This is a genomic window from Brevundimonas sp., assembly GCF_003248455.1.
Lineage (GTDB): Bacteria > Pseudomonadota > Alphaproteobacteria > Caulobacterales > Caulobacteraceae > Brevundimonas.
Genome location: NZ_QFNM01000011.1, coordinates 1 through 26,486, shown reverse-complemented (window position 1 = coordinate 26,486; position 26,486 = coordinate 1). Strand labels below are relative to the sequence as shown.

Below are 26,486 nucleotides of genomic sequence, written 5' to 3'. Positions count from 1 at the left end.
AGGGCGACGAAAAAGGGGGGCTGGTTCGACCACCCCCCCCTTATGGTTTTCAACTGTCGGCCGATCAGTCCCGATAGATCTCGCCCGAGCCGGAGACGCGGCTGTTCAGATTGGCGGGGCGGGCGGACAGGGTGACGTCGCCCGAGCCGTCGATGTCGACGTCGACCTGGCCGGTGGCGGCGATGTCGGCGCCGCCCGAGCCGGCGATGTCCACCTTGGCGTCCCTGGCCGCCAGGCCGGCGAGATCGGCGTCGCCCGAACCGTTGATGGTCAGGTCCAGGGCCTCGACGCGGCCCGACGCCCTGACGTCCGCCGAGCCGGAAATGTCCAGCGTCAGCGACGGCTGGTCGAAGGCGCTGATGGACAGGTCGCCCGACCCGTTGGAGACGAAGCGGCGCACGTTGGGGGCCGTGACGACCACCTTCAGTTCGTCGCGCTCGGTGCGGGCCGAGAAGTCGCCCCGGTTCCAGCCGAAGACGACCCGTTCGTCACCTTCCCCCAGACGGATATGGCCGTCCTCGATCCGCACCCGGTCGGCCAGGGCCTTGGGTCCGGTGACGACGACGGAGTTGGCGTCGCCCTGGACATATTCGACATCGACGCTGGAATCGACGGTCAGGGTCTCGCCTCCGGTCCAGGCCAGGGTGCGGGTGGTCAAGGGGCCGAGGTCGTCGGTCCCGCCCTTGACGCGCTCTATGCGGACGGTCTCGCCGTCGTCGTCCTTGAAGGTCCAGGCCCAGCCGTGGCGCTGGAGGTCCTGGCCGCCGATGGCGACGGCCCCGCCGACCGTGACCAGACACAGCACCAGGGCGGCGCCGGCGATGATGAACAGGGTGCGGATCATGCCGAAACTCCCGAGGTTGAGTTGGTGGCGCCCGCGTCGGCCGGCGTCGGCTCCAGAGCGGGCTTGAGCAGCCGGTAGTGCAGGCGGGCGAACCAGACCACGCCGTTGACCAGCCAGATGGTGAAGATGGTGAGCAGGGCGCCGATGAAGACGGCGCCGGCCATCAGGCCCAGCCCCATCAGGATCGCCGCGAACGGTCCGCCGGGGAAGCCCGCGAAGGGTCCGGCGACCATGATCACCCCGCCGCAGACGAACAGGGCGATGGCGGCGATGAAGAAGCCGAACACGGTCCCCACCACCCCCATCAGCAAGGGCAGCAGGATCAATATGTCCAGCGCGCCCAGGCCCAGAACCGCGAAGATGGCGGCGGCGGCGGCGGAGGGGTTCTTCTCCTGGCGCCAGCGCTGGATGCCGGCCTCGGCCTTCAGCTCGCGGGCCAGCCGGACCGGATCGCCCAGCGCCGCCGCGACCTCGGCCTCGGTGCGGCCGGCGGCCAGGCCGTCGTCGAAATGGGTCTGATAGTCGGCCAGTATGTCGTTGGCCGCAGCGGTCGGCAGGCCGACCAGCCCGTCCTTCAGGCGATTGATGAACTCGGCGCGCGTCATTGGGCGGCTCCCTGATCGGCGTCGTTCGCCACGATGGCGTCGACGGCCTTGGTGAAGGCGGACCATTCAGCGGTCTGGGCGGCCAGGGCCGCGCGACCCGCCTCGGTCAGGCGATAGTATTTGCGCGAGGGACCGGCGGAGGATTCGACCAGATAAGTCTCGACCTGGCCCTCCGACTGCATCCGCCGCATCAGGGGGTAGATGGTGCCTTCCCCCATGTCGATCGCGTCCGACAGGCGGCTGGCGATCTCGTAGGCGTAGCTGTCCGCCCGGCTCAGAAGCGCCAGGACGCATAGGCCCAGCACCCCCTTCTTCAGCTGTATCTCGATGGTTTCAGGCACCGCGATGTCTCCTGTGTGCGAGAGATCGAATACGGCAAGGTATCTGTCGGTGCAAGGTAGCTGTCGAAACATGACAGCGATTTAATCGAGACCGTCCGACGGCCGATCCTGGGCGGCTTTGCGGCGAGGGTCCGTTGTTCGCTTGGCAAGCCGAGGGCGATCCGATAGGTCAAAAAGATCGCCGGGCGTGGAAATCGCGCCAGTGTGATTACTTGCGAACCATTCGCAAGTGTCTGCTGCAGAACGGTTTTATGGGGAAGACTCCGATGGGGAAGGGCAATCGCGCCCGGAGAACGCTGGGGGGGACCGCCGCCTCCATCGCTTTGGGGGGCGGGCTGACGGCCGGGCTGGCGATCTTCGCCGCCGCGCCGGCCTGGGCGCAGGATCTGATGGGACAGCCGACGCCGGGGGGCATCGGCCTGCAGCCGGCCGCCGCGCCGCTGAAGCACGACGCGCACTTCTTCCATGACGTGATCCTGCTGCCGATCATCACCGGCATCACCCTGCTGGTTCTGGGCCTGCTGGCGTGGATCGTGTTCCGCTACAACAAGAAGGCCAATCCGACGCCCGCGCGCTGGAGCCACAACACCACCGTCGAGATCGTCTGGACCGTGGCGCCGGTGCTGATCCTGGCCTTCATCGCCCTGTTCTCGTTCCGCCTGCTGTTCGCCTATCACGACATGCCCAAGCCGGACCTGACGGTGAAGGTCACGGGCAACCAGTGGAACTGGGCCTATGAATATCCCGACCAGGGCGTGGCCGAATACATCTCCAACATGCTGCCCGAGGACGAGGCCAGGGCGCGGGGCGTGCCCTATCGCCTGGCGGCGACAGAACCAATGGTCGTGCCGGTGGGCAAGACGGTGCAGCTGGTCATCACCGCCTCGGATGTGATCCACGCCGTGGCCCTGCCGGCCTTCGGCCTGAAGACCGACGCGGTGCCGGGACGGATCAACACCACCTGGTTCACGGCCGAGCGCACCGGCGTCTTCTACGGCCAGTGCTCGGAGCTGTGCGGGGTCGACCACGCCTTCATGCCGATCGAGATCCGGGTCGTGACCCAGGCCCAGTTCGAGCAGTGGATCGCCTCGAAGGGCGGCTCGATGACGCCCAGGGTCGAGACGCCCGCCACGCCCGTCGCCGCGCCCGCCGCCGCGCCCGCCGAAGGCGAGGCGGCGCCCGCGCAGGCCGCCGCCCCGACCGCCCAACCCGATCCCGCCGCGGCGCCCGCCGCGCCGGCCGCCCAGTAAGAGGCGCGCATCATGGCTGACGCTACCCTGACCCGCGACGCGACCCACATCGGTCACGCCCATGAAGACCATCGCCACGACCACAAGCCGGGCTTCTTCACCCGCTGGTTCCTGTCCACCAACCACAAGGACATCGGCACCCTGTACCTGTTGTTCGCCATCATGGCGGGCGTCGTCGGCGGCGCCCTGTCGGGCCTGATCCGCTGGGAACTGGCCGAGCCGGGCATCCAGATCTTCAAGGAAGGCTCGTCGATCCAGCTGCTGGGCCTCGTGGAGCAGTCCAAGCACGGCTACAACGCCGTGGTCACGGCCCACGCCCTGATCATGATCTTCTTCATGGTCATGCCCGCCATGATCGGCGGCTTCGGCAACTGGTTCGTGCCGATCATGATCGGGGCGCCGGACATGGCCTTCCCGCGCATGAACAACATCTCCTTCTGGCTGCTGGTCGCGGCCTGGTGCCTGCTGATCCTGTCGATGTTCACGGACGGCGGGCCGGGCAAGGGCTTCGGCGGCGGCTGGACGGCCTATCCGCCGCTGTCGACCACGGGCCACGTCGGCCCCGCCTTCGACCTGGCCATCTTCGCCCTGCACGTGGCGGGCGCCAGTTCGATCCTGGGCGCGATCAACTTCATCACCACCATCCTGAACATGCGCGCGCCGGGCATGACGCTGCACCGGATGCCGCTGTTCGCCTGGTCGGTGCTGATCACCGCCTTCCTGCTGCTGCTGAGCCTGCCCGTCCTGGCCGGGGCCATCACCATGCTGCTGACCGACCGCAACTTCCACACCCACTTCTTCGATATCATGTACCAGCACCTGTTCTGGTTCTTCGGCCACCCGGAAGTGTACATCCTGATCCTGCCGGGCTTCGGCATCATCAGCCACATCGTCTCGACCTTCAGCCGCAAGCCGGTGTTCGGATATCTGGCCATGGCCTACGCCATGGTGGCCATCGGCTTCGTCGGCTTCATCGTCTGGGCCCACCACATGTACACGGTGGGCATGAGCATCAATCTGCGCGCCTATTTCATCGCCGCCACCATGATCATCGCGGTGCCGACGGGCGTGAAGATCTTCAGCTGGATCGCCACCATGTGGGGCGGGTCCATAAGCTTCAAGACGCCCATGCTGTGGGCGATCGGCTTCATCTTCCTGTTCACCGTCGGCGGCGTGACCGGCGTGGTCCTGTCGAACGCCGGCATCGATTACAGCCTGCACGACACCTATTACGTGGTGGCCCACTTCCACTACGTCCTGTCGCTGGGCGCCGTCTTCGCCATCTTCGCGGGCTTCTACTACTGGTTCGAGAAGATGTTCGGGGTGAAGTACAACGAGTTCCTGGGCGCGCTGCACTTCTGGATCATGTTCGTGGGCGTGAACCTGATCTTCTTCCCGCAGCATTTCCTGGGCCTGCAGGGGATGCCGCGCCGCTACATCGACTATCCCGACGCCTTCACCCTGTGGAACCACGTTTCGTCCTGGGGCTATGTCATCACCATCGTCGGCGTGGCCGTCTTCCTGATCATGCTGCTGGAAGCCGCCGTTCGTCGCCGCCCGGGCGTGGCCAATCCGTGGGGCGAGGGCGCCACGACCCTGGAGTGGACCCTGTCCTCGCCGCCGCCGACCCACCAGTTCAACGAACTGCCGGTGGTCAAGGGCGACGAACACTGATCGCCATCCGGCGAAGCTGAGACCAGCGGGCCGCGCTTTCCGTCGGAAGGGGCGGCCTTCCGCTTATCAGTGTGCTATTGCGGCCCGCACCGATGACCAAAGTCCAGACGCCCCCCGCCATCTCGACCGCCCAGCCGGAGGACTTCTTCCAGCTGTTGAAGCCCCGCGTGATGTCGCTGGTGGTGTTCACCGCCGCGACCGGCCTGGTCGTCGCCCCGGGGTCGGTCAATCCGCTGGTCGCCGCCATCGCCATACTGTGCATCGCCGTGGGGGCGGGCGCGGCCGGCGCCCTGAATATGGCGCTGGAGGGCGAGACCGACGCCCTGATGCGGCGCACGCGCGGCCGGCCGGTCGCGGCGGGGCGGGTCAGGAAGAACGACGCCATGGCCTTCGGCGTGATCCTGAGCCTGTTCTCGGTCATGCTGCTGGGGATGAACGCCAACTGGCTGGCCGCGGGCCTGCTGGCGATGACCATCGTCTATTACGCCGGCTTCTACACCCTGCTGCTGAAACGCAGGACGCCGCAGAACATCGTCATCGGCGGGGCGGCGGGCGCCTTTCCCCCCGTGATCGGCTGGGCGGCGGCGACGGGCCAGGCGCCGTGGCAGGCCTGGCTGCTGTTCGCCATCATCTTCCTGTGGACCCCGCCGCACAGCTGGGCCCTGGCGCTGTATTCGGCCGGCGACTACGCCAAGGCGGGCATTCCCATGATGCCGGTGGCGCGCGGCGCGCGGTCCACCCGGCTGCAGATCCTGATCTACAGCCTGATCTTCGTGCCGACGGCTGTCGCCCCGGCCCTGGTCGGGGTGGGAGGTCTGATCTATCTGGTCGTGTCGGTCGCGGGCGGTCTGGGCTTTCTGGGGCTGGCGTGGCGGCTGTTCCGCTCGCGCGCGGGCGACGAGCCGGACAAGGCCGACGCCGTGGGACGCGAGGCCGCATTGTATGACGTCAAGGCCCAGGCCAAACCGGCGCGGGACCTGTTCGCCTTCTCCATCCTTTATCTGATGGCCCTGTTCTCGGCCCTGCTGGTCGAGGCCCTGGCCGGCCTGGGAGCGTAGCCATGCGTCTGACCCCCGAGGAGCTGCGCGCGCGCAAGCGCCGCAACGTCTGGATCGCCAGCGCCCTGGTCGCCTTCATCGTCCTGGTGTTCGCCACCACGGTGTTGCGCCTGCAGCAGAACCAGGCGGCCGAGCGGGCGCTGGAGCGGTCGGTGGAGACCAGCCAGCCATGAAGGCGGACCGCAACAAGAACCTGATCGCCATCGTCTGCGTGCTGGGCGTCATGGGCATGACGGGCGCGGCCTTCGCGGCGGCGCCGCTTTATCGGATGTTCTGCCAGGTCACGGGCTTCGACGGCACGGTGCGCAAGGCCGAAAAGGCGCCCGACCAGGTGCTGGACCAGACGGTGCTGGTGCGGTTCGACACCAATGTCCGCGGCCTGCCCATGACCTTCAAGGCCGAACAGGCGACCCAGCGGGTCAGGATCGGCGAGACGGGCCTGGCCTATTTCGACGTGACCAACACCTCGGACCGGCCGATCCAGGTGCGGGCGGGCTACAATGTGGCGCCCGAATATACGGGGCCGTATTTCCAGAAGCTGCAATGCTTCTGCTTCACCGACCAGACCCTCGCGGCGGGCGAGACGCGCCAGTTCCCGGTGCAGTATTTCATCGCCCCCGAATTGGCCACCGACCGCGAGGCGCGGGGCGCGCGCGAGATCACGCTCAGCTACACCTTCTATCCGTCCGTCGACGCGCCGACGGCCTGACGGAGACGGGATTTGCGCGGACTGGACTTCACTTCCTGGCACAGTCTGCTGATCACCCTGATCGGCCTGGCGCTGGTGACGCTGATCGGCATGGGCATCCGGCTGGTGATGATGTTCACCATCCAGCAGCGGCGCGAGCGGACGAACCGCCAGATCAACGAGCGGCTGAAGACCCTGATCGCGGCCTATAAGGTTCTGGGCGGCTCCTTCACCGGGGACCTGAGCGTCGATCCCGCCCACAAGCGCGACCTGGTCGCCCGCAGCGCGCCTGACGGGCAGGGGGCGCTGGATCCGAGCGCGGAGGCGGCGGGCGGATCGGATCGCGCCCGGCGCATCCGCGACGCGGTGGAGGGCTGTCTGGCCGACATCATCCTGCTGGGCACCGAGGACCAGGTGCGTCTGGCGCAGCAGGCGGCGCGAGATCTGGCGGCGGGCCGGCCCGTGCAGACGCATGAACTGGTGGTCTCGCTGCGCGACTTCATTCGCAAGGCTCTGGACCTGGCGCCCGTTCCGACCGGGCCGAACATTCCGCTCCAAGGCCCCGCCCGGCCCGCCTCGGGCGGCGCGCGCGGCGGCGGGGCGGGCCGAGGCGGCGGGGGCGGCATGGGCGGCGGCATGGGCGGCGCAATGACCGGCGGCGGCGTCGACACGGCCGACGACGGGGCCGCTCCGCCTCCACGCCAGGGCTGACGACGGGGGTCGGAACAAGGCGGAAAAGCGGCGTGGCTCTGTTGTCGGCCCGCTGCGAAGTCTATAGCGTCGCGACAACCGACTGTGGCCCACGAAGAGACGCGATTCATGGCTGACGCCCACGCCGCTCCGCAGCACGACTATCATCTGGTTCCGCCCAGCCCCTGGCCGCTGGTCTCGTCCATCGCCGTCACCATCATGTTCATCGGCGCGGTGATCTGGATGAAGGGGCTGGCGCCGGCGGACGGCGGTCCGATCGCCGCCAATTTCCTGGCCCAGGGCAAGCCCGGCGTCTTCTTCGCCGGCCTGGCGGGGGTGCTGATCTCCATGTTCGGCTGGTGGTCGGACGTGATCAAGGAATCCAAGGCGGGCGACCACACGCCGGTCGTCTCCATCGGCCTGCGCTACGGCATGATCCTGTTCATCGCCTCGGAGGTGATGTTCTTCGTCGCCTTCTTCTGGATGTTCTTCGACATGGCCCTGTTCCACGAATCGCGGGCGCTGACGCCGGAAGTCGGCGCCTGGGCCGACACAGCCAAGGCCTGGTCGACCTGGCCGCCCAAGGGGGTCGAGGTGCTGTCGCCGTGGCAGTTGCCGCTTCTGAACACCGTGACCCTGCTGCTCAGCGGCTGCACCGTCACCTGGGCGCACCACGCCATCCAGGTCGGGGACCGCAAGGGCGCCAAGATCGCCCTGGCCATCACCGTGGCCCTGGGCGTGCTGTTCACCTGCGTCCAGGCCTATGAATATCATCACATCCTGCACGAGAAGCTGTTCTTCAACGAAGAGGCGGTGAACTCGGGCCTGTACGGCTCCATCTTCTTCATGGCCACGGGCTTCCACGGCTTCCACGTGCTGATCGGGACCATCTTCCTGACCGTCTGCCTGATCCGCCTCCTGGCCGGCGACTTCACGCCGCAGAAGCATTTCGGCTTCGAGGCGGCGGCCTGGTACTGGCACTTCGTGGACGTGGTCTGGCTGTTCCTGTTCGCCTTCGTCTATGTCGTCTTCGGTTGATCCAAGACGGGGCTGAGACTGTCGAAACGGCGCGGGACGAGGCGTCGTCCCGCGCCGTCGCCGTTTGCGACCATCCCGTGCGCGCGGCGCTGAGGGGGCTTTGTCCGCGCTGCGGCCAGGGGCGGCTGTTCGACGGCTTCCTGAAGGTCCGGCCGGAATGCGAGGTCTGCGGCCTGGACTTCTCCACCATCCAGACCGGCGACGGGCCGGCCACCTTCATCATGCAGATCGCGGGCTTCGTGGCGGTCTTTTCCGCCCTGGTCGTGGAGATCAACTTCCACCCGCCGATGTGGCTTCATCTGATCGTCTGGCTGCCGATGACGGCGGGCCTGTCGCTGGCCCTGATGCGGCCGGGGCGGGGGCTGATGATCGGCCTGCAATACCGCAACCAAGTGGATAGATCCTCCTCGGTTCCGCCCCCCGCGGAGGATCGGCCATGAGACGTTTTCCCTGGATTCCGACCGTGCTGACGGCGGCGGCCATCGTCGTTCTGGTCGGCCTGGGCGTCTGGCAGGTCCAGCGGCTGAAGTGGAAGGAGGGGTTGATCGCGGCGGCCGATGCGGCGGCGGCGAAACCGCCCGCGCCGCTGGATCAGGTGCTGCGTGAGGGCGACCTGGAATTCCGCAAGGCGCTGATCGTCTGCCCCGGCCTGGCCAGCGCGCCCTTCGTGGAGTTGCAGTCCATTCATGACGGCCAGGCGGGGGTGCGGCTGATCTCGGCCTGTCGGCCCGTGGGCCAGGACTTCGCCCTCCTGATCGACCGGGGCTTCGTCGGGGACGGCGTGACGGCGCGCCCGCGCGTGATCCAGACCACCCTGCCGCTGGTGCTGGCGGGCCAGTTCCGAACCTTTCCCCAACCCGGCGGCCTGACCCCGGCGCCGGCCAACGACCGCTTCTACGCCCGCGACACCGCCGCGATGGCCAAGGCGTTGCATGTCGTCGGACCCGTGCGGCCCGAGGCGGTGTTCGCCCTGACCGCGACCAATCCCGAGTTCCCCGCCCTGCGGCCTTCGGCGCCCCCGGCGGCGTTTTCCAACAACCATTTGGGATACGCCCTGACGTGGTTTGGACTGGCGATCGCCCTGGCGGGCTTCTATGTCGCCCTGCTTCGGCGTCGAACCCGGAAAGACGCTCCTCAAGCAGCCCCGCACCGCGTGCGAGGCGATAGGAAAGAAGACACCCCCTGACCGCTGCGCTCCACACCCTGTCCAACGGCGTCCGCGTCGTCTGCGATCCCATGCCCGGCCTGAAGACCCTGGCCGTCGTCGTCGCCGTCAAGGGCGGGGCGCGGTGGGAGGCCGAGGACCGCTCGGGCTGGTCGCACCTCTTGGAGCATCTGGTGTTCAAGGGCGCGGGCGACATGGCCGCGCGCGAGATCGTCGAGCGGATCGAGGCCGAGGGCGGCACGATCAACGCCTCCACCGGATACGAACGGACCAGTTTCGAGGTGCGCGGCCTGGACGGCTCGCTGCCGCTGGCGATGCAGGTGCTGTCGGACCTGGTGTTGCGCCCCACGCTGGACCCCGCCGAGATCGAGCGCGAGAAGGACGTGGTGGCCCAGGAGATCGCCGAGGCCTTCGACACCCCCGACGACCATGTGTTCGAAATGGTCCAGACCCGCGCCTTCGCCGGCCAGCCGCTGGGCCGGCCGATCCTGGGCTCGGTCGCCAGCCTGGAACCCGCCGACAAGGCCGGCGTCGAGGCCTGGCGCGCGCGGCTGTATTCGCCCGACCGGATGGTGGTCGCCGCGTCCGGCGCGGTGGAGGAGGGCGAACTGCTGGCCCTGGCCGAGCGGTGGTTCGGCGATGCGGTCGCGACGCCGGTTCAGCCGCCGCCGCCGGCCGTCTTCGTCGGCGGCCATGCGAAACTGACGCGCAAGATCGAACAGGCCAATCTGGTGTTCCAGCTGCCGGGCCTGTCGGCGACCGACCCGGCCCTGTCGGCCATGCGCCTGTTCGGCGAGATCCTGGGCGGCGGCATGGCCTCGCGCCTGTTCCAGAGCGCGCGCGAGGAACGCGGCCTGGCCTACGCCATCGACGCCTATCAGGAGCCGTACGAGGACGCGGGCGTGCTGGGCGTCTACGCCGGGGCGGCGGCGGATCGCGCGCGTGAACTGGCCGAGGTGGCGGCCGCCGAGGTGCGCGCCCTGGCCGAGGCCGGACCGACGCCGGCCGAACTGTCGCGCGCCAAGGCGGTGATGAAGGCGGGCCTGTGGATGTCGGACGAAAACCCGATGAGCCGGGCGGGCCGCAACGCCGCCCAGACCCTGATCTTCGGCGCGCCGCGAGCCAGCGCCCTGATGACCGAACAGCTGGAGGCCCAGGGCGCAGCCGAGGTCCGTGCGGTCGGCGCGCGGCTGCTGGCGTCGGGCCAGGCGGCCAGCGCGGTCCTGGGGCCCAAGGCGGCCGGCGCGGCGGGCGAAGCCTTCGCCGAGGCCCTGTTCAGCGGCTGACGGCGCCCTTTCGGGGAACATCGACCGGGCGGATCGGTTATGCTGACGCTTGATCCTTTTCAGCCCCGGAGAACCCCCATGTCCGTCCGCGTCGCCCTGATCGTCGGCAGCCTGCGCGAAGGATCCTATTCGCGCGCCGTCGCCCTTGAACTGAAGGCCCTGGCCGCGCCCGCGCTGGAGATGGAGGTGGTCGAGATCGGCGATCTGCCGCTGTACAATCCCGACTTGGAGACCGATGCGCCGCCTGCGGCCTGGACCCGGTTCCGCGACGCGGTGGCCGCCGTTCAGGCGGTGCTGTTCGTGACGCCGGAATACAATCGCTCGATCCCCGGCGCGCTGAAGAACGCCCTGGACGTGGGGTCGCGCCCCTATGGCCGCAGCATCTGGTCGGGCAAGCCCGCCGCCATCGTCAGCGTCTCGCCCGGCGCGCTTGGAGCCTTCGGCGCCAACCACCACCTGCGCCAGCCCCTGGTCTTCCTGGGGATGCCGACGCTGCAACAGCCCGAGGCCTATGTCGGCCACGTCGCCGATCTGCTGGACGAGAACGGCAAGCTGAAAAAGGACGACACGCGCGCTTTCCTCAAGAGCTTCACCGACGCCTTTGCGGTCTGGATCGACAAGACGAAGGAATAACGGGATTTCCGCCGACGCGAGCGGCGACCGACGCCCCAATTGAAAACGGCGGCCCCTTGCGGAGCCGCCGTTTCCGTATCGGATTTAACCGAACTCGTAGGAAACCTTCTGGTTTTCGTCCAGGCCGCGCAGGCCGGCGGCTTCGACGGCCGAGATGTGGACGAAGACGTCCTTGCCGCCGTCGTCGGGTTGGATGAAGCCGTAGCCCTTGGTCGCGTTGAACCACTTAACAGTGCCGGTAGCCATTTTTAGACCTCCGTTAGAAATTGACCGAGGGAACGTCCCTGCGGCCTGTCGGGTCTGAATGGGAGCGGCCTGGACTCGTGCGTTCGCAGAGAGAGTGGGCGTTACGCAGAGAGATCGACGAGGCTTATGTGCGCAGGTCTTCGTGACGAATGCAAGCGTGGCGGCGGGACATGAAATCGAACCGCTGGAACGGTTTAGCTTGCACGGCGTTGATATGACGCACGAAAGGCATTCCCATGAACCGCACCCACGTCGTGGAGCGCGCCTACCAGCTCGCCCGCTCGCCCGCCTGTCTGAACACGGGCGATGTCGTCAAGGCCTTGTCGGGCGAAGGTTATTCCGGCGCCGAAATCTCGCATTTCCAGGGCAGCTCCATCCGCGCCGACCTGAACCGCATCTGCAAGCAACCCAAGCTGGAGGCGACGCCCGACGCCGCCTGAGGTCGCCCCGCTGGAGGGGGGCAGGCGTCAGGCCGGCTGGGCCAGCCCCGCCTCGGCCTCGGCGATCAGACGCCGGTCGTCGACCTGCCACGGATGGAAGTCGGGTCGGTAGAAGGCGAAATAGTCGCCGATCATCCGGCGATACAGGCCCGGTTTCAGCCACAGCCAACGGAACAGGCCCAAGCGCGCCCGCACGCCGACGACGCCGTCCTGTTTCAGCAGCATCAGACTGGTCTCGCGCACCGTCTTGGTGAACAGCAGCGTCGTCAACAGCATGGCCCAGCGCCTCAGCCGCCAGCGTTTCAGCGGCGACATGTCGCGGGTCGCGTGCAGGAAGACGTCATAGGCCACCCCCTTGTGCTCGATCTCCTCGATGGCGTGCCAGCGCCACAGCCGCGCCAGGTCGGGCGGCGAGCCCTTCAACAGGTCCGGGTCGGCCAGAAGCCTGTGGGCGAAGGCGGCGGTGAAATGCTCCAGCGCCATGGTCGCGGCCAGCTGGGCCAGGGGCGGACGCGCGCGGGCGACGCCCAGTCGCTCCGTGACATAGGCCTCGATCGCGGCGGTCTCGTAGCCGGCGCGGGCGGTGATGGCGTTGAAGGCCATGTGTTCGCGCGTGTGGGCGCCTTCCTGCACGGTGAAGGCGCGGATGTCGGCGGCCAGATGGGGCGGGGCGTCCTTGGCGAACCGCTTGACCGACTGGATGAAGAAGCGCTCGCCGTCGGGAAAGGTCAGGCTGAGCGCGTTCATGACGGCCGTGCCGAACGGATCGCCGCTGAACCACCAGCGTGGCGTGGCCGCCTCCCGGTTGATATGCAGGTCGCGCGGCTTGATCTGGAGGCCGGCGGGGGTGGCGGATTTCGCCATGGGTCTGCTCCTCGATTTCGAACAGAGAATAGGTTTAACTGACATCAATGTCAACTAATGGTCCGAATCGGCGGCGGCGTGGGGCTGTGGCCCGCGAAGAGGCGCTGGCCGCGGCGCGCGACCTGCTGCTGTCCGGCGGCCCGGCGGCGGTGACGCTGAAGGCGGTGGGCGAACGGATGGGGGTGGGCCACGCCAATCTGATCCACCATTTCGGCTCGGCCGCAGGACTTCAGGGGGCCTTGATGGACCGGATGGTGCGCGACCTGGCCGAACGGATCGCGGCGGGGCTCAAGGACGGCGCCGTGGCGCTGGAGCCGGGCCGTTTGATGACGGCGGTGTTCGACGCCTTCGGCCGGAGCGGGGCGTCGCAGATGGCGGCCTGGCTGATCCTGGCGCGCGAGCAGGACCGGGCTGAAAGTTTCGCCGGCGTGGTGCGCGACCTGGCCGACCGGCTGGCCGCCCTGGCCCCGGACGACGCGCGGGCGACCGAGCGCGCGCAGGCTCTGGTGACGACGGCGGCCTATATGGCCTTCGCCGACGGCCTGATCGGGCCGGTGCTGCGGCCCATGCTGGACGCGCCCGAGGATCTGGGCCGCGATCTGGCGCTGAAGCTGACCGCCGCCCTTCTTGCCGAACCGTGAGGTTCAGGCGGCGACGATGATGCTGTAGAGTGGGGCGCAATGGCCCTTCTGGACTGGATCAGCGATGTCGGCGGCCCCGTGGTGCGGGGCGACGGCGTGCTGCTGCGCCCGCCGCGCGCGTCCGACTATCCGGCCTGGTCCGCCCTGCGCGACGGCTCGCGCGACTATCTTCAGCCGTGGGAGCCGGCCTGGCCCGAGGACGACCTGACCAAGGCGGCGTTCCGCCGACGGCTGTCCATCTATGCGCGCGAGATGGAGCTGGGCCACGCCTGGCCCTTCTTCGTCCTGGTGGACGGGGGAAAGACCCTGGCCGGGGCCGTGACCCTGTCGAACGTGCGGCGCGGCGTCGCCGAGACGGGAACGCTGGGCTACTGGATCGGCCAGCCCTATTCCGGCCGCGGCGTGGCGACGGCGGCGGTCAGGGCGGTGGTCGGCTACGCCTTCGACGCGCTGAAGCTGCACCGGCTGGAGGCGGCCTGCCTGCCGACCAATCACGGCTCGCGCCGGGTGCTGGAGAAGTCCGGCTTTCGCCACGAGGGCCAGGCGCGGGCTTATTTGAAAATTAACGGCGCGTGGGCAGACCATCTGCTGTTCGGCCTGGTCGAGGACGAGCGTTGACGGTCGCGGGCCGTCTGGAGGGGCGGATAGCGTGACGACACGAGCCCGATCGTTGGCCTGGGACGCCACGACCGCCATCGAGGCGTTGGCCGCCGCCGATACGGCCCTGTGGGTATGGACCCCGGCCGAGAACGAACTGCGCTTCACCGGGGCGACGCGGGTGCTGGGCCTGGGGCCGCTGGCGCCGGAATGCACGGCCGCCGGCTTCGTCGCCCTGACCATGCCCCAGGACCGCAGCCTGGCCGAACGGATGCTGAAACCCCAGGGAGAGGGGACCGAGGTCGCCGTGCGCCTGCGGATGCGCGATTCCAACACCTGCCTGTGGCGGGGGGTCTGGCTGGAGGACGGCCTGCGCGCCGCCGGCGTGGTGGCGCTGGAGACCAAGTTCGCCGGTTCGGACAGGGATGCGCTGACCGGCCTTCTGGACCGCCGCGCCTTCCTGGCCCGCGTCGGGGAGGTCCTGACCCAGGCCGGCGAATACGAGATGGTGGTCGGCGACGTCGACCGGCTGCGGCGGCTGAACGAGGCCCTGGGTCACGAGCGCACGGACCTGGTGCTGTCGGCCCTGGGGTCGCGCCTGGCCGCCGCCTTCCCCAAGGACGCCTCGCCCGCCCGGATCGGCGAGGACGAGTTCGCCATCATCGTGCCGCGCAGCGCCTCGCACACCAGCTACCGCGTGCGCGACGCCCTGGAGCAGCCGCTGCGCGTCGCCGGCTTCGACATCTATCCGACCGTCTCCATCGGGGCGGTGATGGTGGAGGGCGGGCCGGACGCGCCGGACGCCGCCGAACTGCTTCGCCGGGTCGAACTGGCGGTGGAATCGGCCAAGAGCGCCGGGCGCGGCGGGTCGGCCGCCTATGGCCGCGCGCTGGAAACCGACAGCCTCAGCCGACTGGCGCTGGAGGCGGACCTGCGCAACGCCTTCGTGCGCGGCGAGATCGTGCCCTTCTTCCAGCCGATCGTGAACCTGAACACCGGGGCCGTCGCCGGCTTCGAGGCCCTAGCCCGCTGGCGTCACCCGCGGCGCGGCCTGGTGCCGCCGGACGAATTCCTGGGCCTGACCGCCGATCTGGGCATGATGAACGAACTGGGTCTGCTGATGATGACCCAGTCGGCGCGGCAACTGGCCGAATGGATCGAGCGCCATCCGCTGGCCGGCAAGCTGTTCTGCAGCGTCAACCTGTCGGTGGGCGAGATCGAACGCCCGCACCTGTGCGAGGACGTGGCGCGCGTCATCAAGGAAAGCGGCCTGCCCAGGGGCGCGCTGAAGCTGGAAGTGACCGAGGGCGACATCATGCGCGACACCGCGCGCGCCGCCGAAATCCTGCAGTCGCTGAAGGACGTTGGGGCCTCGCTGGCGCTGGACGACTTCGGCACCGGGTTTTCGTCCCTGTCCTATCTGGCGCGCCTGCCGTTCGATACGCTGAAGATCGACCGCTATTTCGTTCTGACGATGAACAAGGACGAAGGCTCGGCCAAGATCGTCAAGTCGGTGGTCAATCTGGGCCGCGACCTGTCGCTGGAGGTCGTGGCCGAGGGGGTCGAGAACGCCGAGCTGGCCCGGCTGCTGCTGGAGGCCCAGTGCCACTACGGCCAGGGGTTCGGCTACGCCCCCGCCCTGCCGGCCCAGGAGGCCGAGGTCTATCTCGCAGAAAGCCTGGCCGACGGCGCGGCGCCGATCAAGCAGCGGTCGGCCTGATCGAGGCCCGCCCGTCGCCGGTCAGCGGGCGGCCGCCTTGGGCACGGAAACCAGCACCACCCCTTCATAGCGGCCGACGATCCGGCCCACCGAGGCGATGCGGGGATCGTCCATGACGTTCGACGGGCAGCCCAGCAGGTCGGCGCTGTCGTCCAACAGTTCGGACGTGGCGAAGGTCTCGCCCAGCAGCCGGCACGGTCCGCCGGCATAGGGATAGCCGCCTTCCATGATCCTCAGGCCTTCGGGGAAGACGAAAGGCGTCTCGCGCGCGGGGTCGGTCGCGCAGGCCGTCATCATGCCCATGCCGAAAAGCGCCAGAACTCGCCGCATCGAAATCATCCCTTAGGTGAGGCCTTACCTTGGCCGACGCGGGCGGGCGCGTCGAGCGAAATGGCGCCGTCCGCGACCATCGGCCGGGGACCGCTGGTCATACGGCTCCGTTTGTCTGACAGTGCGGCCATGACCGACGCCAGACTGGAGATCGCCGCCGGCTTCGCGACCGCGCAGGGCCCGAAGGCCGACAATCAGGACTTCGGCGGCGTTCACATCGGCACGACGGCCGAACAGCGCGAGCATGGGGTGGTGGCGGTCATCGCCGACGGGGTGTCGGGATCCAAGGCCGGGCGGATGGCGGCCGAACTGACGACCCGCAGCTTCATCGACGGCTATCTGGACCAGAACCCGCTGAACGGCATCGCCGCCAACGGCGTCAAGGCGCTGCGAGGCTTCAACCGCTGGCTTCACGCGCGGGGCAAGATCGACCCGGCGATGGAGGGGGCGGCGACCACCTTCACCGCCCTGATCCTGCGCGGCCACGAGGCGACGGCGCTTCATGTGGGCGACAGCCGCGCCTGGCATTTCCGCGACGGGGTTCTGACGCGGCTGACCGAGGATCATACGCGCACGCAGCAGGGGCTCAGCCATGTGCTGTATCGCGCCGTGGGCATAGAGGCGGACGTCAAGCTGGACGTGCGCCAGGTTCGGCTGGCGCCGCACGACCGGCTGCTGTTGACCACCGACGGGGTGCACGGGGTGCTGGACGATGCGGCCCTGTCGGCCCTGCTGGCGCGGCGGGGGTCGCCGGACGCGGATGCGCGCGCCATCCTGGCCGAGGTCGAGGCGGCGGGGGCGCGCGACAATGCGACGGCCATCGTCATCGACGTGGTCCGCACCGGCGCGCCCGACTGGGAGGCGATCACGGCCGAGGCGGAAGGGTTGGCCATCCTGCCCCCGCCCGAGACGGGCGAGACGGTCGACGGCTTCGTGCTGCAGCGGCTGGTGGCGGACGGCCGCTACACCCGCCTGTTCCTGGCCCGCGACGTCCTGGGCGAAGAGGGCGTCGTGGCGCTGAAATTCCCCAAGCCCGCCGCCGTGTCCGAACGCGGCGCCCGCACCGCCTTCCTGCGCGAGGCTTTCATCGGCCGGCGCATCGACAGCCCCCATGTCGGCAAGGTGCTGACCCTGGACGCGGGCCGTCAGAGCCGCCTCTACATCGCCCAGCCCTTCTATGCCGGCCGGACCCTTCACGCCCATCTGGCCGAGGAGGGGCCTTATCCGATCGCCGAGGGGATCGCGGTCGCCCTGCCTCTGGCGCGCGCCGTTTCGGCCCTGCACCGGGCCGGGGTGACGCATCGCGACATCAAGCCGGACAATGTGATCCTGGAGACGAACGGCGGGCTGAAACTGGTCGACCTGGGCGTTGCGCGGCTCAGGCTGGCCGAGGAGTTCGCCGAGGCCGAGGCCCCCGGCACGGCCGGCTACAAGGCGCCCGAGATGTATGCGGGCGAGGCGGGAAACGCCCTGACCGACCAGTTCGCCCTGGGCGTGACCCTGTATCGGCTGTTCACCCGGACCTATCCCTGGGGGGCGGTCGATCCGGCCGACGCGCCGCGCTTCGACCGCGCGCCCGCGCCCCCGACCCGCCATCGGCCCGACATGCCCGCCTGGCTGGAGGCGGCGATAATGCGCGCTTCGGCGGTCGATCCGAACGAGCGGTTCCAGGATGTGGAGGAGCTGATCCATGTGCTGGAGACCGGCAGCGCCGTCGCCGCCCCGCCCCCGCGCCAGCTGTCCCTGATCGAGCGCGACCCGGTGCGGTTCTGGCAGGGCGTCAGCCTGATCCTGCTGCTGGCCTTCCTGATTTCGATGGCCACGCGATAGGGGTGCGTCAGGCCCGGCCGCCCTGGCTGGACAGCATGGCGGCGTCCACGCCCATGCGGGCCAGGGCGCGGGTCCATTTGGAGGTGTGTTCGCCGTCGAAGATCAGGTCCAGGTCGGCCTCGGCCGTCAGCCAGACATTGTCGGCCAGCTCTTCCTCCAACTGCCCCTCGCCCCAGCCGGCGTAGCCCAGCAGCAGGGCCGAACGGCGCGGGCCGGCGACCGCGTCGGTCATCGCCGTCAGGGCCTCGCGCGTGCCGGTCATGGCCAGGCCGTCGCCGAACGGCAGGCTGTCCTCGCCGATCATCCAGTCGTCGGTGTGCAGGACGAAGCCGCGCTCGCGCTCCACCGGCCCGCCCATCAGCACGGCCCGGCCGATCGACTGATCCGGCGCCGGGGCGTCCAGCTTGTCCAGCACGGTCTTCAGATCCACCCCCGGCGCGGGGCGATCCAGCCTGAGCCCCATCGCATGGTCCGGCCCGTGGGCGCAGATCAGGATGACGGCGTGTTCGAACCGGGGATCGCCGATGCCGGGCATGGCCACCAGGAGGCGGCCGGTCAGGGAGGAGGCTTCGCTCATGATCCGACCATCATCGGTCGCGAAAGCGGCGCGCGCAAGTCGCCGGCCGCTTGCGGTTGGCCCGGCGGCCTCTATGTGTCGCAGGCGGTGTTCCACAGCCGTGGGACGCCAGCGCCCTTGCCCCCTTGTTCCCTGTCAGCGGAGACCCTCATGACCATCCAGATCGGCGATCGCATCCCCAAGGCGACCCTGGCCCAGGCCACCGCCGAAGGGCCCAAGCCCGTCAGCACGGCCGACATCTTCGCCGGCAAGACCGTAGCCCTGTTCGCCGTGCCCGGCGCCTTCACCCCCACCTGTTCGGCGCGCCACCTGCCGGGCTTCAAGGAGCATCTGGCCGACCTCAAGGCCAAGGGCGTGGATGCGGTCGCCTGCATCTCGGTCAACGACGCCTTCGTGATGAAAGCCTGGGCCGAAAGCCAGGGGATCGAGGACGACAGCATCCTGATGCTGGCCGACGGCAACGGCGAACTGACCAAGGCGCTGGGCCTGGTGCTGGACGGCTCGGGCTTCGGCCTGGGCGAGCGTTCGCAGCGCTATTCCATGCTGGTCAAGGACGGGACCGTGACCCAGTTGAACATCGAGCAGGGCGGCGAGTTCAAGGTGTCCTCGGCCGAACACCTGCTGGCCCAGCTTTGACGGTCTGCGGTCCAGGCTGTCGCTTCGCGGCGTGAGCCTGGATCGACTTGAGATGACCGCCGACGTCTTCAGCCCCGAGAAGCGCAGCGCCGTCATGCGGCGCGTGAAGGGGCGGGACACCTCGCCGGAACTGGCCGTGCGCAAGGTCCTGCGCGCGGCCGGGATCGGCTATCGGCTGGGCGGCTGCGGCCTGCCCGGCCGGCCGGACGTGACGATGAAGGGTCGCCGCGTGGCCCTGTTCGTCCACGGCTGTTTCTGGCACGGCCACGACTGTCCGCGCGGGGCGCGCCGCCCTAAGACCAACGCCGACTACTGGATCGCCAAGATCGCGCGCAACCGCGCCCGCGACGCCGCCGCCGTCCAGGCGCTGACCGCGTCGGGCTGGCGCGTGGTCACGGTGTGGGAGTGCGAGATGCGTCGCCCCGGCTTCGCCCAGGCCTTGGTCGCGGAGATCGAGATCTAGGCGGCTTCGGACCGGGCCTGGGCGGCGTCTTCCAGCACGTGTTGCAGGGCGCCGATCAGGGCCGGGGGCGTCAGGGGCTTGGAAACGAAATAGGCCATGCCCGCCGCCTGGCAGGCCGCCACGTCCTCGGGCGCGGTGTCGGCGGTGACGGCGACCACGGGCGTCAAGGCGTTGGGGCCGCCGCCCGCGCGCAGCCGCCGCGTCGTCTCGCGCCCGTCCAGCTCGGGCATCCGCACATCCATGAAGATGACGTCGAACACCGTCTCCTCGCAGCGTTGCAGCGCGATCAGGCCGTCGGCGGCGGTGGTGATCTCGCAGCCCAGCGGCTGGAGGATCAGCTGCACGGCGCGGCGGTTGATGTCGTGGTCGTCCACCACCAGCAGGCGCAGGGGCTGGATGTCCTCGTCGTCGTCCGACGGGGTCTCGGGCCGAGGCGTTTCGGCGACCGGCGCGGGCGAGGGTTCGGGCGCGGGCGCCGGCGCGGCGGGCTTCAGGGCCCGGGCGATCTCCCGGCGGCTGTCGGCGGCGACCTCGACGGCAGGCTCCTCCGTCTCGCCCTGGGGCAGGACCAGGGACACGGTGAAGGTGGACCCCTGTCCGGGCGTGCTGCGCACCGTCAGCCGTCCGCCCATCAGATCGACCAGATTGCGGCTGATCGCCAGGCCCAGACCCGAGCCGCCGTAACGGGCGGTGACGCCCTCCGCCGTCTGGTCGAACGGCGTAAACAGGCGCGCCAGCTGTTCGGGCGTCATGCCGGGACCGGTGTCGGCGATCTCGAACAGCAGGGCGTAGGCCGACGGCTCCTCGGCCCAGGCCCTCACCCGCACGGTGATCGCCCCGGCCTCGGTGAACTTCATCGCATTGGACAACAGGTTGTTCAGCACCTGGCGGATGCGGATAGGATCGCCTTTGACGAACCGGGGAACGCCTACGACGCCCTCGATCCGCAGCCTCAGTCCCTGGGCGTCGGCCTGGGCGCGCCAAAGCTGCAGCGTCTGGGCCAGGATCTGGCGCAGGTCGAAGGTCTTGACCTCGATGGCCATCCGGCCCGCCTCGATGCGGGAATGGTCCAGCAGATCGTCCAGCAGGGATTTCATCATCAGGCCGGCGTCGGTGATCAGTTCGGCGTTCTGACGCACGCCGATCTCGCCGCCGCGCAGGTCCGCCGCGCCGCTCAGGATGGCGCCGATGGGGGTGCGAAGGTCATGACCGATCGCGGCCAGGAAGGCCCCCTGCTCGTTCAGCGCCTGGCTCATGCGCGCGGCGTGGGCCTCGGCCGCCAGCCGGTCGGCCTGTTCGCGCCGCAGCCGCTCGGCCAGGCCGCGCCAGACGTTCAGGCAGTAGATGGTGAACGACGTCACCGCCCCCGCCACCGTGATCGCGGCCTCCAGGGGCGCGCCCAGGCCCATCAGCAGGAAGGGGATGGCGGCCATGTACAGCATCTGCGGCGCGGTGGTCAGGGCCAGGACGGCCAGGGACCGCGGGGCGTTGACCATCGAATAGACCATGGCCGCCGGCAGCATGATCGCCGCCGACACGCCGCCCGCCAATCCGCCATAAGCCCACAGGATCAGGGAAAGCGCGCCGTAGCAGGCCGCGCCCGCGAACATCGTCGCCCCGCCCAGCACATTGCGCGCCCTGGACATGGGGCGCGGCGTCGCGGCGTTGAGCGGGCCGAAGACCAAGGCCTCCAGCACCTGGATGGCGACATAGGCCAGGCACCACGAGATGGCGATGCGCCAGCCGACCATGGGCGTGACGGACAGGCTGCTGGCCAGGCTCACGGCGATGCGCTGCATCATCGCGCCCCGGCGTTGCCGGACCGCGAAGGTCCAGCCGCTGACCGTATCGGCGCCTGTGGTGTCCGGCATGCGTTTCCCCGTCGGCGCCCTGACGCGCGCTTTGGGGCATTCTGCCCTGGCCGAGCCTAACGCTCCGTCAACGAGCGGCGCCGACGGCCTGGGACAGGGTGGAAAAACCGTCGGCGCGCAGACGCGCGGCCAGGTCGCGCTTGATGCGGGCGACGAGACCCGGCCCTTCGTAGATCAACGCCGAATAGAGCTGCACCGCCGAAGCGCCCAGGCGGATGCGGGCGTAGGCTTCGGCCCCGCTGTCGATTCCGCCCACGGCGATCAGCGGCAGGCGGCCGTCCGCCGCCTCGGCCGCCGCGCGCAGGGCCTTTTCGGCGAAGGGCCGGATCGGCGCGCCTGACAGGCCGCCCGTCTCCGCGGCCTGGGGCGAGCGCAGGGTCGGGGGCCGCTCCAGCGTGGTGTTGGACACGATCAGTCCGTCGATCCGGTGCGCCAGCGACGCCTCCACGATCATGCCGATCTCCTCGGCGGCCAGGTCGGGCGCGATCTTCAGGACGACGGGCGCGCGCGGGGCGTCGCGCGGGGGGCGGGCCGCCTCGATACGCCCTAGCAGGTCGTCCAGCTGCTCGCGCCCCTGCAACGCCCGCAGGCCCGGCGTATTGGGCGAGGAGATGTTGACGGTGAAATAGGACGCCCGACCCGCCAGCCGGGTCAAACCCGCCACATAGTCGGCCGCCTTGTCCTCGGCGTCCTTGTTGGCCCCCAGATTGGCGCCGACGATCACGCCCTGGGGCCGACGGTCCAGACGCGCGGCGAAGGCGTCCAGCCCGGCGTTGTTGAACCCCATCCGGTTGACGATCGCCCGGTCCTCGCTCAGACGGAACAGGCGCGGCCGGGGGTTGCCTGGCTGGGCGCGCGGCGTGACCGAGCCGCATTCGACGAAACCGAAGCCCAGGCGCGACAGGCCCGACAGGGCCTCGCCGTCCTTGTCCAGACCGGCGGCCAGGCCGACCGGATTGGGCAGGTCCAGACCGGCCAGCGTGGTCCGCAGGATCGGGTCGTCGGCGGCGGGACGGGGCAGGGGGGCGAAGGCCAGCCCCTTGATGGCCAGCCGGTGCGCCTGTTCGGGGTCCAGGCGGCGCAGGGCGGCGGCGCTTGCCTCGCCGATGCGGTCGACCAGGCTCATGCCGCCTCCCCGATGGTCATCCGCCCCTCGGCGTCGACCTTGAAGGCGCGCGTGGCGACGACCGCAGCGACGGGCAGGGCGGCGTACAGATGCGGGAACAGGGCGCCGCCCCGCGAAGGCTCCCACACCACGTCCCCGTCCAGCCGGCCCATGTCCACGTCCAGCAGCAACAGACCGTCGCGCCCGGCGAAATGGCGGCGCGCCGTCTCGGCCAACTGGGCCTCGGTCGACATATGGATATAGCCGTCGGCCAGGTCGACGGGCGCGCCGTCATAGCGGCCCTCGGCGACGGCCGCGCGCCATTCGGCGACGTCCACGATCTTGTAGGCGATGTCCGTCACAGCGACGGCGCGCCCAGCGACCGGGGCGTCAGAAAGCCCTCGTAGGCGCAGCGGCCCGCGACATCGACGGCGAACAGGGCGGCCGCCCCCGTCGGGAACCCGCCCGCCAGCCGGTCCGTCACGGCCGGCGAGGCGGCGCTTTCGATCAGATATTCGGCCGCCAGCACGTGGACGCCCGGATTGTGCGCCAGGATCAGCAGACAGCCGGCCTCGTCCTCGCTGGCCTCGACGAAGCGGCGGATGACGTCGGCCGAGGCGTTGTAGAGTCCGGCTTCGTCGCGAACCTCGACGTCGCCTAGGGCGTCATGCATCTGCTCCCAGGTCTGGCGGGTGCGCGCGGCGGTCGACACCAGGGCCAGGTCGGGCTTCAGCCCCCGTTCGGCCAGGGCGCGCCCCATCAGCATCGCCTCGGCGCGGCCAGCGGCGGACAGGGGCCTGGCCTCGTCGCCGCCGCCCGACGGAGCGGACGTCTCGGCCTGGGCGTGCCGCATCAGGATCAGTCGGTGCATGATCTTCGCCATAAGACGCTTCGCCCCGTCCGACCAGACGCCCGCATGGTCAACTCCGCGTCAGGCTCTTTCGGCGTCGGTGTCGCGGTCGTTGCGACGCGCGGCGACCGAGGCGCCGGCCAGGGTCGAGGGCTGGGGCGTCAGGACGGGTGCGGCGACCCGCTGGGCCTGGCCGCTGGGCCGGATGCGGGCGTAATTCTGGCGCGCCGCCTCCAGCAGGATCAGGCCGGCGGTTCCGGGAAAGACGCGGCGGCCCACCTGTTCGAACCCGTCGGCCAGGGGCAGCATCGGGGCCCAGGGCGGGACGTAAAGGGTCTGGGACCAGGCCGCCGGCTCCAGTCCCACGTCGCGCACCAGCCGTTCCAGCTGGCGGCGGGTGAAGGGCCGCCCATGGCCGAAGGGGGTGTTGTCCGCCCGCGCCCACAGGCCGCCGCGCGCCGCCGCCGCCAGGATGATGCGCCCGGTCGGCGCCAGGGCCCGCACCGCCTCCAGCAGCAGGGCGGCCGGGTCGTCCGCCTCCTCCAGCGCATGGACCAGCAGGATGCGGTCGAAGGACCCGGCGGCGAAGGGCAGGCGGCGGTCGTCGACCAGCAGGGTGCGGTTGCGCCCCACCGTGGGCCAGTGCTCGACCCCCTGGCCGCCGGGCATGGCCGCGACCACGCGCCGCGCGCCGACGAAGGCGTCCAGCCACGGCGTGGCGTAGCCCAGGCCCAGGACGTCGCAATTGGCCGCTTCGCCCCAGGCGTCGTCCAGCCGCCGCGCCACCAGCCGTCGCGCCAGGGCGCCGGTCGGCTCGCCGTAGAAGGTTCGAAGCTCGTCGATGCTGCGCCGCATGGAGCCACTATAGGCCCGAGACCGCCCGGCCTGCTAGGATGACCGCATGACCCTGGACGTTCACCTGTTTCCCTGCCGCAGCGACAACTACGGCTTTCTGATCCGCGACGGCGCGACCGGCGTGGTCGCGGCGGTCGACACGCCCGACGCGGCGCGGATTCTGGAAGAGCTGGAGCGCCTGGGCTGGGGGCGGCTGGACCTTGTCCTGAACACCCACTGGCACCTGGACCACACCGAGGGGAACGAACGGCTGAAGGCCGAGGCGGCCTGCGAGATCGTCGGGCCGCAGGAGGTGCGCCGCGTCGCCCCGCTGGACCGCGTGGTCGCGGACGGCGACACGGTCATGGTGGGCCAGACCCGGTTCCAGGTCGTCGCCACGCCCGGCCACACCCTGGGCCATGTGGTGTTCCACGCCCCCGACGACGGCCTGGCCTTCGTCGGCGACACCCTGTTCGCCCTGGGCTGCGGCCGGCTGTTCGAGGGAACGCCGGAGCAGATGTTCGACAGCCTGCAACGGATCAAGGCCTGGCCCGATGCGACGGTCATCTGGTGCGCCCATGAATATTCAGCCGCCAACGCCCGATTCGCCCTGAGCCTGGACGACCGGCCCGAGACCGCCGCCCACGCCCAGGCGATCTTCGCGGCGCGCGAACGGGGCGAACCGACCGTGCCGACCGTGCTGGGGACGGAGAAGCGGTTCAATCCCTTCCTGACCGCGACGGACGCCGATCAGTTCGCCGCGCGTCGGGCGGCCAAGGACGCTAGCGTTCGTTGATGCGGGTCCGAAAAGGCTTTCATCACAACGGGCGCGGCGGGGGTCACGGCGAACACGACGGGACCGAGCGCGCGTCGGCTTCCGTCGCCATTTTCGGGCGGTTGATCGATCTGCGGCTTCGCCGCCGCAGGCCATCAGACTTTCCGAACGGGAAAGGCGCCGTCGTGTTCGTGGTGCGTTCGTTGTGATCGTTGTGATGAACCCTGTTTCGAACGGGGCTGACAAAGCAGTCGACCCTACTCAGCCGCCGAATGCCTCGGAAGGGTTCAGCGGTTCAGGGCCTCGCCGCCCACCACGCGCACGATCCGCGCCGAGGAGGGGCGCCCCGCCACGCCGGCGTCGGCGTCGATGACGATCCGCAGCGTGCCTTGGATCAGGCTGACGCCCGGCCGGCCCTGGTCCGACACCACGACCCGGCGCACCCGCTCGACCTGGCCGCGCAGGTTGGAAGAGCGGGCCATGCGGACGATGGCGTCGCTGGCCGCCGAGACGGTGTCGGCCGCGACCTGTTCGGAACCCGGCTGGATGTCCACGTCGATCACGATCAGCCGGCCCATGGCCTGGCTGGCGCGATAGCTCTGGCGCATGAAATAGTCGACCAGCTGGGCGCCGGTCAGGGTGGCCCCGGCCAGGCCCTGCGCCTCGCCGACGCGCGAGGCCGGCGACCCCTGCGGCGTCGCGGTGGTGTAGAGCGTCACGCCGCCGTTCGGCGTCACCCGAAGCACCTGGTCGCCGTTGTCGTTGCGATAGATGATGTCGCCGCGCGGCGCGGGCGTGGGGCGCAGCACCCAGACCTCGGTCGACCGTTCGAACCGCATCAGCGCGCGCGAGCCGGAGGTGTCCAGGATGAAGCCCTGGCCGTTTCCGGCGACATAGCGGGCGGTGGGCGGCACGGCCCGGCGCGTCTGGGCCTGGCAGTCGGCGGGCAGGACGGCCGGGGCGGCGACGGACACGCCCACGGCCGCGAGGGCGGCCACCGCCATCGCGGCCACGCGCGGCGATTTTTTCGCCCTGACCGATCCCAACAACTTCATGACAGGTTTGATGAAAGCGACGCGCGGCGGATTTTGGGCGAAGCGCGCCTCAACCGACCAGGTATTGACCGCCGTTCAGCGACAGGGTGCAGCCTGTGACATATCCGGCACGCTCGCCCACCAGCCAGGACACCATGTCGGCGATCTCCTCGCCCTTGCCCAACCGGCCGACGGGGATATGGCTGATGACGGATTCCAGCACCTTGGGGTCCATGGCGCCGACCATTTCCGTGTCGATATAGCCCGGCGCGATGCAGTTGACGGTCACGCCCTTCCTCGCATTCTCCAGGGCCAGGGCCTTGGTGAAGCCGATCATCCCGGCCTTGGCGGCGGAATAGTTGGTCTGGCCGATCTGGCCCTTCTGGCCGTTGATCGAGGAG

At 69.7% G+C, this 26,486-nt stretch carries 33 protein-coding genes; 19 read left to right on the top strand and 14 right to left on the bottom strand.

All coding sequences use genetic code 11. From position 1 onward, the window contains the following. Nucleotides 1-64 precede the first annotated feature (64 nt). From DI624_RS05815 to DI624_RS05805, 3 genes are read right to left on the bottom strand one after another with little or no spacing between them, the layout of a single operon-like run. Nucleotides 65-844, bottom strand: coding sequence for a DUF2807 domain-containing protein (locus tag DI624_RS05815; protein WP_291536608.1), 780 nt, complete (start codon nucleotides 842-844; stop codon nucleotides 65-67). Continuing rightward, complete coding sequence (locus tag DI624_RS05810) at nucleotides 841-1,449, bottom strand: DUF1700 domain-containing protein (protein ID WP_291536607.1); 609 nt, start codon at nucleotides 1,447-1,449, stop codon at nucleotides 841-843. The genes DI624_RS05815 and DI624_RS05810 overlap by 4 nt, the downstream gene beginning before the upstream one ends. After that, the gene (locus DI624_RS05805) at nucleotides 1,446-1,790 is read right to left on the bottom strand and encodes a PadR family transcriptional regulator (protein ID WP_087120506.1); all 345 of its coding nucleotides are present in this window, start codon (nucleotides 1,788-1,790) and stop codon (nucleotides 1,446-1,448) included. The genes DI624_RS05810 and DI624_RS05805 overlap by 4 nt, the downstream gene beginning before the upstream one ends. A gap of 266 nt (nucleotides 1,791-2,056) precedes the next feature. On the opposite strand from DI624_RS05805, the gene coxB reads away from it, so the two are divergent. The 11 genes from coxB (at nucleotide 2,057) to DI624_RS05750 (ending at nucleotide 11,272) form a co-directional block, all read left to right on the top strand. Continuing rightward, nucleotides 2,057-3,040, top strand: coding sequence for a cytochrome c oxidase subunit II (gene coxB, locus DI624_RS05800; protein ID WP_291536604.1), 984 nt, complete (start codon nucleotides 2,057-2,059; stop codon nucleotides 3,038-3,040). 12 nt (nucleotides 3,041-3,052) lie between these two features. After that, entirely contained in the window at nucleotides 3,053-4,714 is a 1,662-nt protein-coding gene (gene ctaD / locus DI624_RS05795; RefSeq protein ID WP_291536602.1) for a cytochrome c oxidase subunit I, read from the top strand. Between the two features lie 92 nt (nucleotides 4,715-4,806). Further along, complete coding sequence (gene cyoE, locus DI624_RS05790; RefSeq protein ID WP_291536600.1) at nucleotides 4,807-5,772, top strand: heme o synthase; 966 nt, start codon at nucleotides 4,807-4,809, stop codon at nucleotides 5,770-5,772. 2 nt (nucleotides 5,773-5,774) lie between these two features. Then, complete coding sequence (locus DI624_RS05785; protein ID WP_291536597.1) at nucleotides 5,775-5,945, top strand: hypothetical protein; 171 nt, start codon at nucleotides 5,775-5,777, stop codon at nucleotides 5,943-5,945. Then, nucleotides 5,942-6,481, top strand: a complete 540-nt coding sequence (locus tag DI624_RS05780) for a cytochrome c oxidase assembly protein (protein ID WP_291536596.1) — start codon at nucleotides 5,942-5,944, stop codon at nucleotides 6,479-6,481. Before DI624_RS05785 ends, DI624_RS05780 begins: the two co-directional genes overlap by 4 nt. A 12-nt stretch (nucleotides 6,482-6,493) precedes the next feature. After that, nucleotides 6,494-7,171, top strand: coding sequence for a hypothetical protein (locus tag DI624_RS05775; RefSeq protein ID WP_291536595.1), 678 nt, complete (start codon nucleotides 6,494-6,496; stop codon nucleotides 7,169-7,171). 108 nt (nucleotides 7,172-7,279) lie between these two features. After that, nucleotides 7,280-8,188, top strand: coding sequence for a cytochrome c oxidase subunit 3 (locus DI624_RS05770; protein ID WP_291536594.1), 909 nt, complete (start codon nucleotides 7,280-7,282; stop codon nucleotides 8,186-8,188). A gap of 77 nt (nucleotides 8,189-8,265) precedes the next feature. Next, on the top strand, nucleotides 8,266-8,628 hold the full coding sequence (locus DI624_RS05765) for a DUF983 domain-containing protein (protein WP_291536715.1): 363 nt from the start codon (nucleotides 8,266-8,268) through the stop codon (nucleotides 8,626-8,628). Next, entirely contained in the window at nucleotides 8,625-9,374 is a 750-nt protein-coding gene (locus tag DI624_RS05760) for an SURF1 family protein (RefSeq protein WP_291536593.1), read from the top strand. The genes DI624_RS05765 and DI624_RS05760 overlap by 4 nt, the downstream gene beginning before the upstream one ends. 50 nt (nucleotides 9,375-9,424) lie before the next feature. Further along, entirely contained in the window at nucleotides 9,425-10,639 is a 1,215-nt protein-coding gene (locus DI624_RS05755) for a pitrilysin family protein (RefSeq protein ID WP_291536591.1), read from the top strand. A 78-nt stretch (nucleotides 10,640-10,717) separates the two neighbouring features. Further along, complete coding sequence (locus DI624_RS05750) at nucleotides 10,718-11,272, top strand: NADPH-dependent FMN reductase (RefSeq protein WP_291536589.1); 555 nt, start codon at nucleotides 10,718-10,720, stop codon at nucleotides 11,270-11,272. Between the two features lie 84 nt (nucleotides 11,273-11,356). Here the strand turns inward: DI624_RS05750 and DI624_RS05745 are convergent, their stop codons facing one another. Further along, nucleotides 11,357-11,518 carry a cold-shock protein gene (locus DI624_RS05745; RefSeq protein WP_291536587.1) on the bottom strand — a complete coding sequence of 54 codons (162 nt, stop codon included), beginning with the start codon at nucleotides 11,516-11,518 and terminating at the stop codon, nucleotides 11,357-11,359. A 236-nt stretch (nucleotides 11,519-11,754) separates the two neighbouring features. Between DI624_RS05745 and DI624_RS05740 the strand changes: the two genes are divergently transcribed. Next, nucleotides 11,755-11,958, top strand: a complete 204-nt coding sequence (locus DI624_RS05740) for a hypothetical protein (RefSeq protein ID WP_291536585.1) — start codon at nucleotides 11,755-11,757, stop codon at nucleotides 11,956-11,958. A gap of 27 nt (nucleotides 11,959-11,985) precedes the next feature. Here the strand turns inward: DI624_RS05740 and DI624_RS05735 are convergent, their stop codons facing one another. Beyond that, nucleotides 11,986-12,822, bottom strand: a complete 837-nt coding sequence (locus DI624_RS05735) for a metal-dependent hydrolase (RefSeq protein ID WP_291536584.1) — start codon at nucleotides 12,820-12,822, stop codon at nucleotides 11,986-11,988. 86 nt (nucleotides 12,823-12,908) lie between these two features. Between DI624_RS05735 and DI624_RS05730 the strand changes: the two genes are divergently transcribed. The 3 genes from DI624_RS05730 to DI624_RS05720 are packed head-to-tail and all read left to right on the top strand — an operon-like array spanning nucleotide 12,909 to nucleotide 15,780. After that, nucleotides 12,909-13,463, top strand: a complete 555-nt coding sequence (locus DI624_RS05730; protein ID WP_291536582.1) for a TetR/AcrR family transcriptional regulator — start codon at nucleotides 12,909-12,911, stop codon at nucleotides 13,461-13,463. A gap of 39 nt (nucleotides 13,464-13,502) precedes the next feature. Further along, nucleotides 13,503-14,081 carry a GNAT family protein gene (locus DI624_RS05725; RefSeq protein WP_291536581.1) on the top strand — a complete coding sequence of 193 codons (579 nt, stop codon included), beginning with the start codon at nucleotides 13,503-13,505 and terminating at the stop codon, nucleotides 14,079-14,081. A 31-nt stretch (nucleotides 14,082-14,112) separates the two neighbouring features. Continuing rightward, nucleotides 14,113-15,780, top strand: a complete 1,668-nt coding sequence (locus DI624_RS05720) for a bifunctional diguanylate cyclase/phosphodiesterase (protein WP_291536579.1) — start codon at nucleotides 14,113-14,115, stop codon at nucleotides 15,778-15,780. Between the two features lie 21 nt (nucleotides 15,781-15,801). On the opposite strand, the gene DI624_RS05715 is transcribed toward DI624_RS05720, so the two are convergent. Next, a complete protein-coding gene (locus tag DI624_RS05715) occupies nucleotides 15,802-16,110 on the bottom strand; it encodes a hypothetical protein (protein WP_291536577.1) in 309 nt (102 codons plus the stop codon). A 129-nt stretch (nucleotides 16,111-16,239) separates the two neighbouring features. Between DI624_RS05715 and DI624_RS05710 the strand changes: the two genes are divergently transcribed. Then, entirely contained in the window at nucleotides 16,240-17,940 is a 1,701-nt protein-coding gene (locus DI624_RS05710) for a bifunctional protein-serine/threonine kinase/phosphatase (protein ID WP_291536576.1), read from the top strand. Between the two features lie 7 nt (nucleotides 17,941-17,947). Here DI624_RS05710 and DI624_RS05705 read toward each other — a convergent pair whose 3' ends face one another. Beyond that, the gene (locus DI624_RS05705) at nucleotides 17,948-18,517 is read right to left on the bottom strand and encodes a YqgE/AlgH family protein (protein ID WP_291536575.1); all 570 of its coding nucleotides are present in this window, start codon (nucleotides 18,515-18,517) and stop codon (nucleotides 17,948-17,950) included. A gap of 150 nt (nucleotides 18,518-18,667) precedes the next feature. Between DI624_RS05705 and DI624_RS05700 the strand changes: the two genes are divergently transcribed. Both DI624_RS05700 and DI624_RS05695 read left to right on the top strand, forming a co-directional pair. Beyond that, nucleotides 18,668-19,153, top strand: a complete 486-nt coding sequence (locus tag DI624_RS05700) for a peroxiredoxin (protein WP_291536574.1) — start codon at nucleotides 18,668-18,670, stop codon at nucleotides 19,151-19,153. Between the two features lie 52 nt (nucleotides 19,154-19,205). Beyond that, complete coding sequence (locus DI624_RS05695; protein ID WP_291536573.1) at nucleotides 19,206-19,616, top strand: very short patch repair endonuclease; 411 nt, start codon at nucleotides 19,206-19,208, stop codon at nucleotides 19,614-19,616. On the opposite strand, the gene DI624_RS05690 is transcribed toward DI624_RS05695, so the two are convergent. The 5 genes from DI624_RS05690 to DI624_RS05670 form a co-directional block, all read right to left on the bottom strand. Beyond that, entirely contained in the window at nucleotides 19,613-21,487 is a 1,875-nt protein-coding gene (locus tag DI624_RS05690; RefSeq protein WP_291536572.1) for an ATP-binding protein, read from the bottom strand. The genes DI624_RS05695 and DI624_RS05690 overlap by 4 nt on opposite strands. Nucleotides 21,488-21,554: 67 nt before the next feature. After that, the gene (locus tag DI624_RS05685) at nucleotides 21,555-22,613 is read right to left on the bottom strand and encodes a quinone-dependent dihydroorotate dehydrogenase (protein WP_291536571.1); all 1,059 of its coding nucleotides are present in this window, start codon (nucleotides 22,611-22,613) and stop codon (nucleotides 21,555-21,557) included. Further along, a complete protein-coding gene (locus DI624_RS05680; protein WP_291536570.1) occupies nucleotides 22,610-22,954 on the bottom strand; it encodes a DUF952 domain-containing protein in 345 nt (114 codons plus the stop codon). Before DI624_RS05680 ends, DI624_RS05685 begins: the two co-directional genes overlap by 4 nt. Continuing rightward, nucleotides 22,951-23,463, bottom strand: coding sequence for a histidine phosphatase family protein (locus tag DI624_RS05675; protein WP_291536569.1), 513 nt, complete (start codon nucleotides 23,461-23,463; stop codon nucleotides 22,951-22,953). The genes DI624_RS05680 and DI624_RS05675 overlap by 4 nt, the downstream gene beginning before the upstream one ends. A 60-nt stretch (nucleotides 23,464-23,523) precedes the next feature. Continuing rightward, nucleotides 23,524-24,297 (bottom strand): methyltransferase domain-containing protein, encoded by a 774-nt coding sequence (locus DI624_RS05670; RefSeq protein ID WP_291536568.1) that lies wholly within the window; start codon nucleotides 24,295-24,297, stop codon nucleotides 23,524-23,526. 46 nt (nucleotides 24,298-24,343) lie between these two features. On the opposite strand from DI624_RS05670, the gene gloB reads away from it, so the two are divergent. Further along, nucleotides 24,344-25,072 (top strand): hydroxyacylglutathione hydrolase, encoded by a 729-nt coding sequence (gene gloB / locus DI624_RS05665; protein ID WP_291536566.1) that lies wholly within the window; start codon nucleotides 24,344-24,346, stop codon nucleotides 25,070-25,072. Between the two features lie 266 nt (nucleotides 25,073-25,338). Here gloB and DI624_RS05660 read toward each other — a convergent pair whose 3' ends face one another. Both DI624_RS05660 and DI624_RS05655 read right to left on the bottom strand, forming a co-directional pair. Continuing rightward, nucleotides 25,339-26,055, bottom strand: coding sequence for a DUF4908 domain-containing protein (locus DI624_RS05660; protein WP_291536714.1), 717 nt, complete (start codon nucleotides 26,053-26,055; stop codon nucleotides 25,339-25,341). 100 nt (nucleotides 26,056-26,155) lie between these two features. Then, on the bottom strand, nucleotides 26,156-26,486 hold a 331-nt coding region (locus DI624_RS05655), incomplete at its 5' end, for an SDR family oxidoreductase (RefSeq protein ID WP_291536565.1).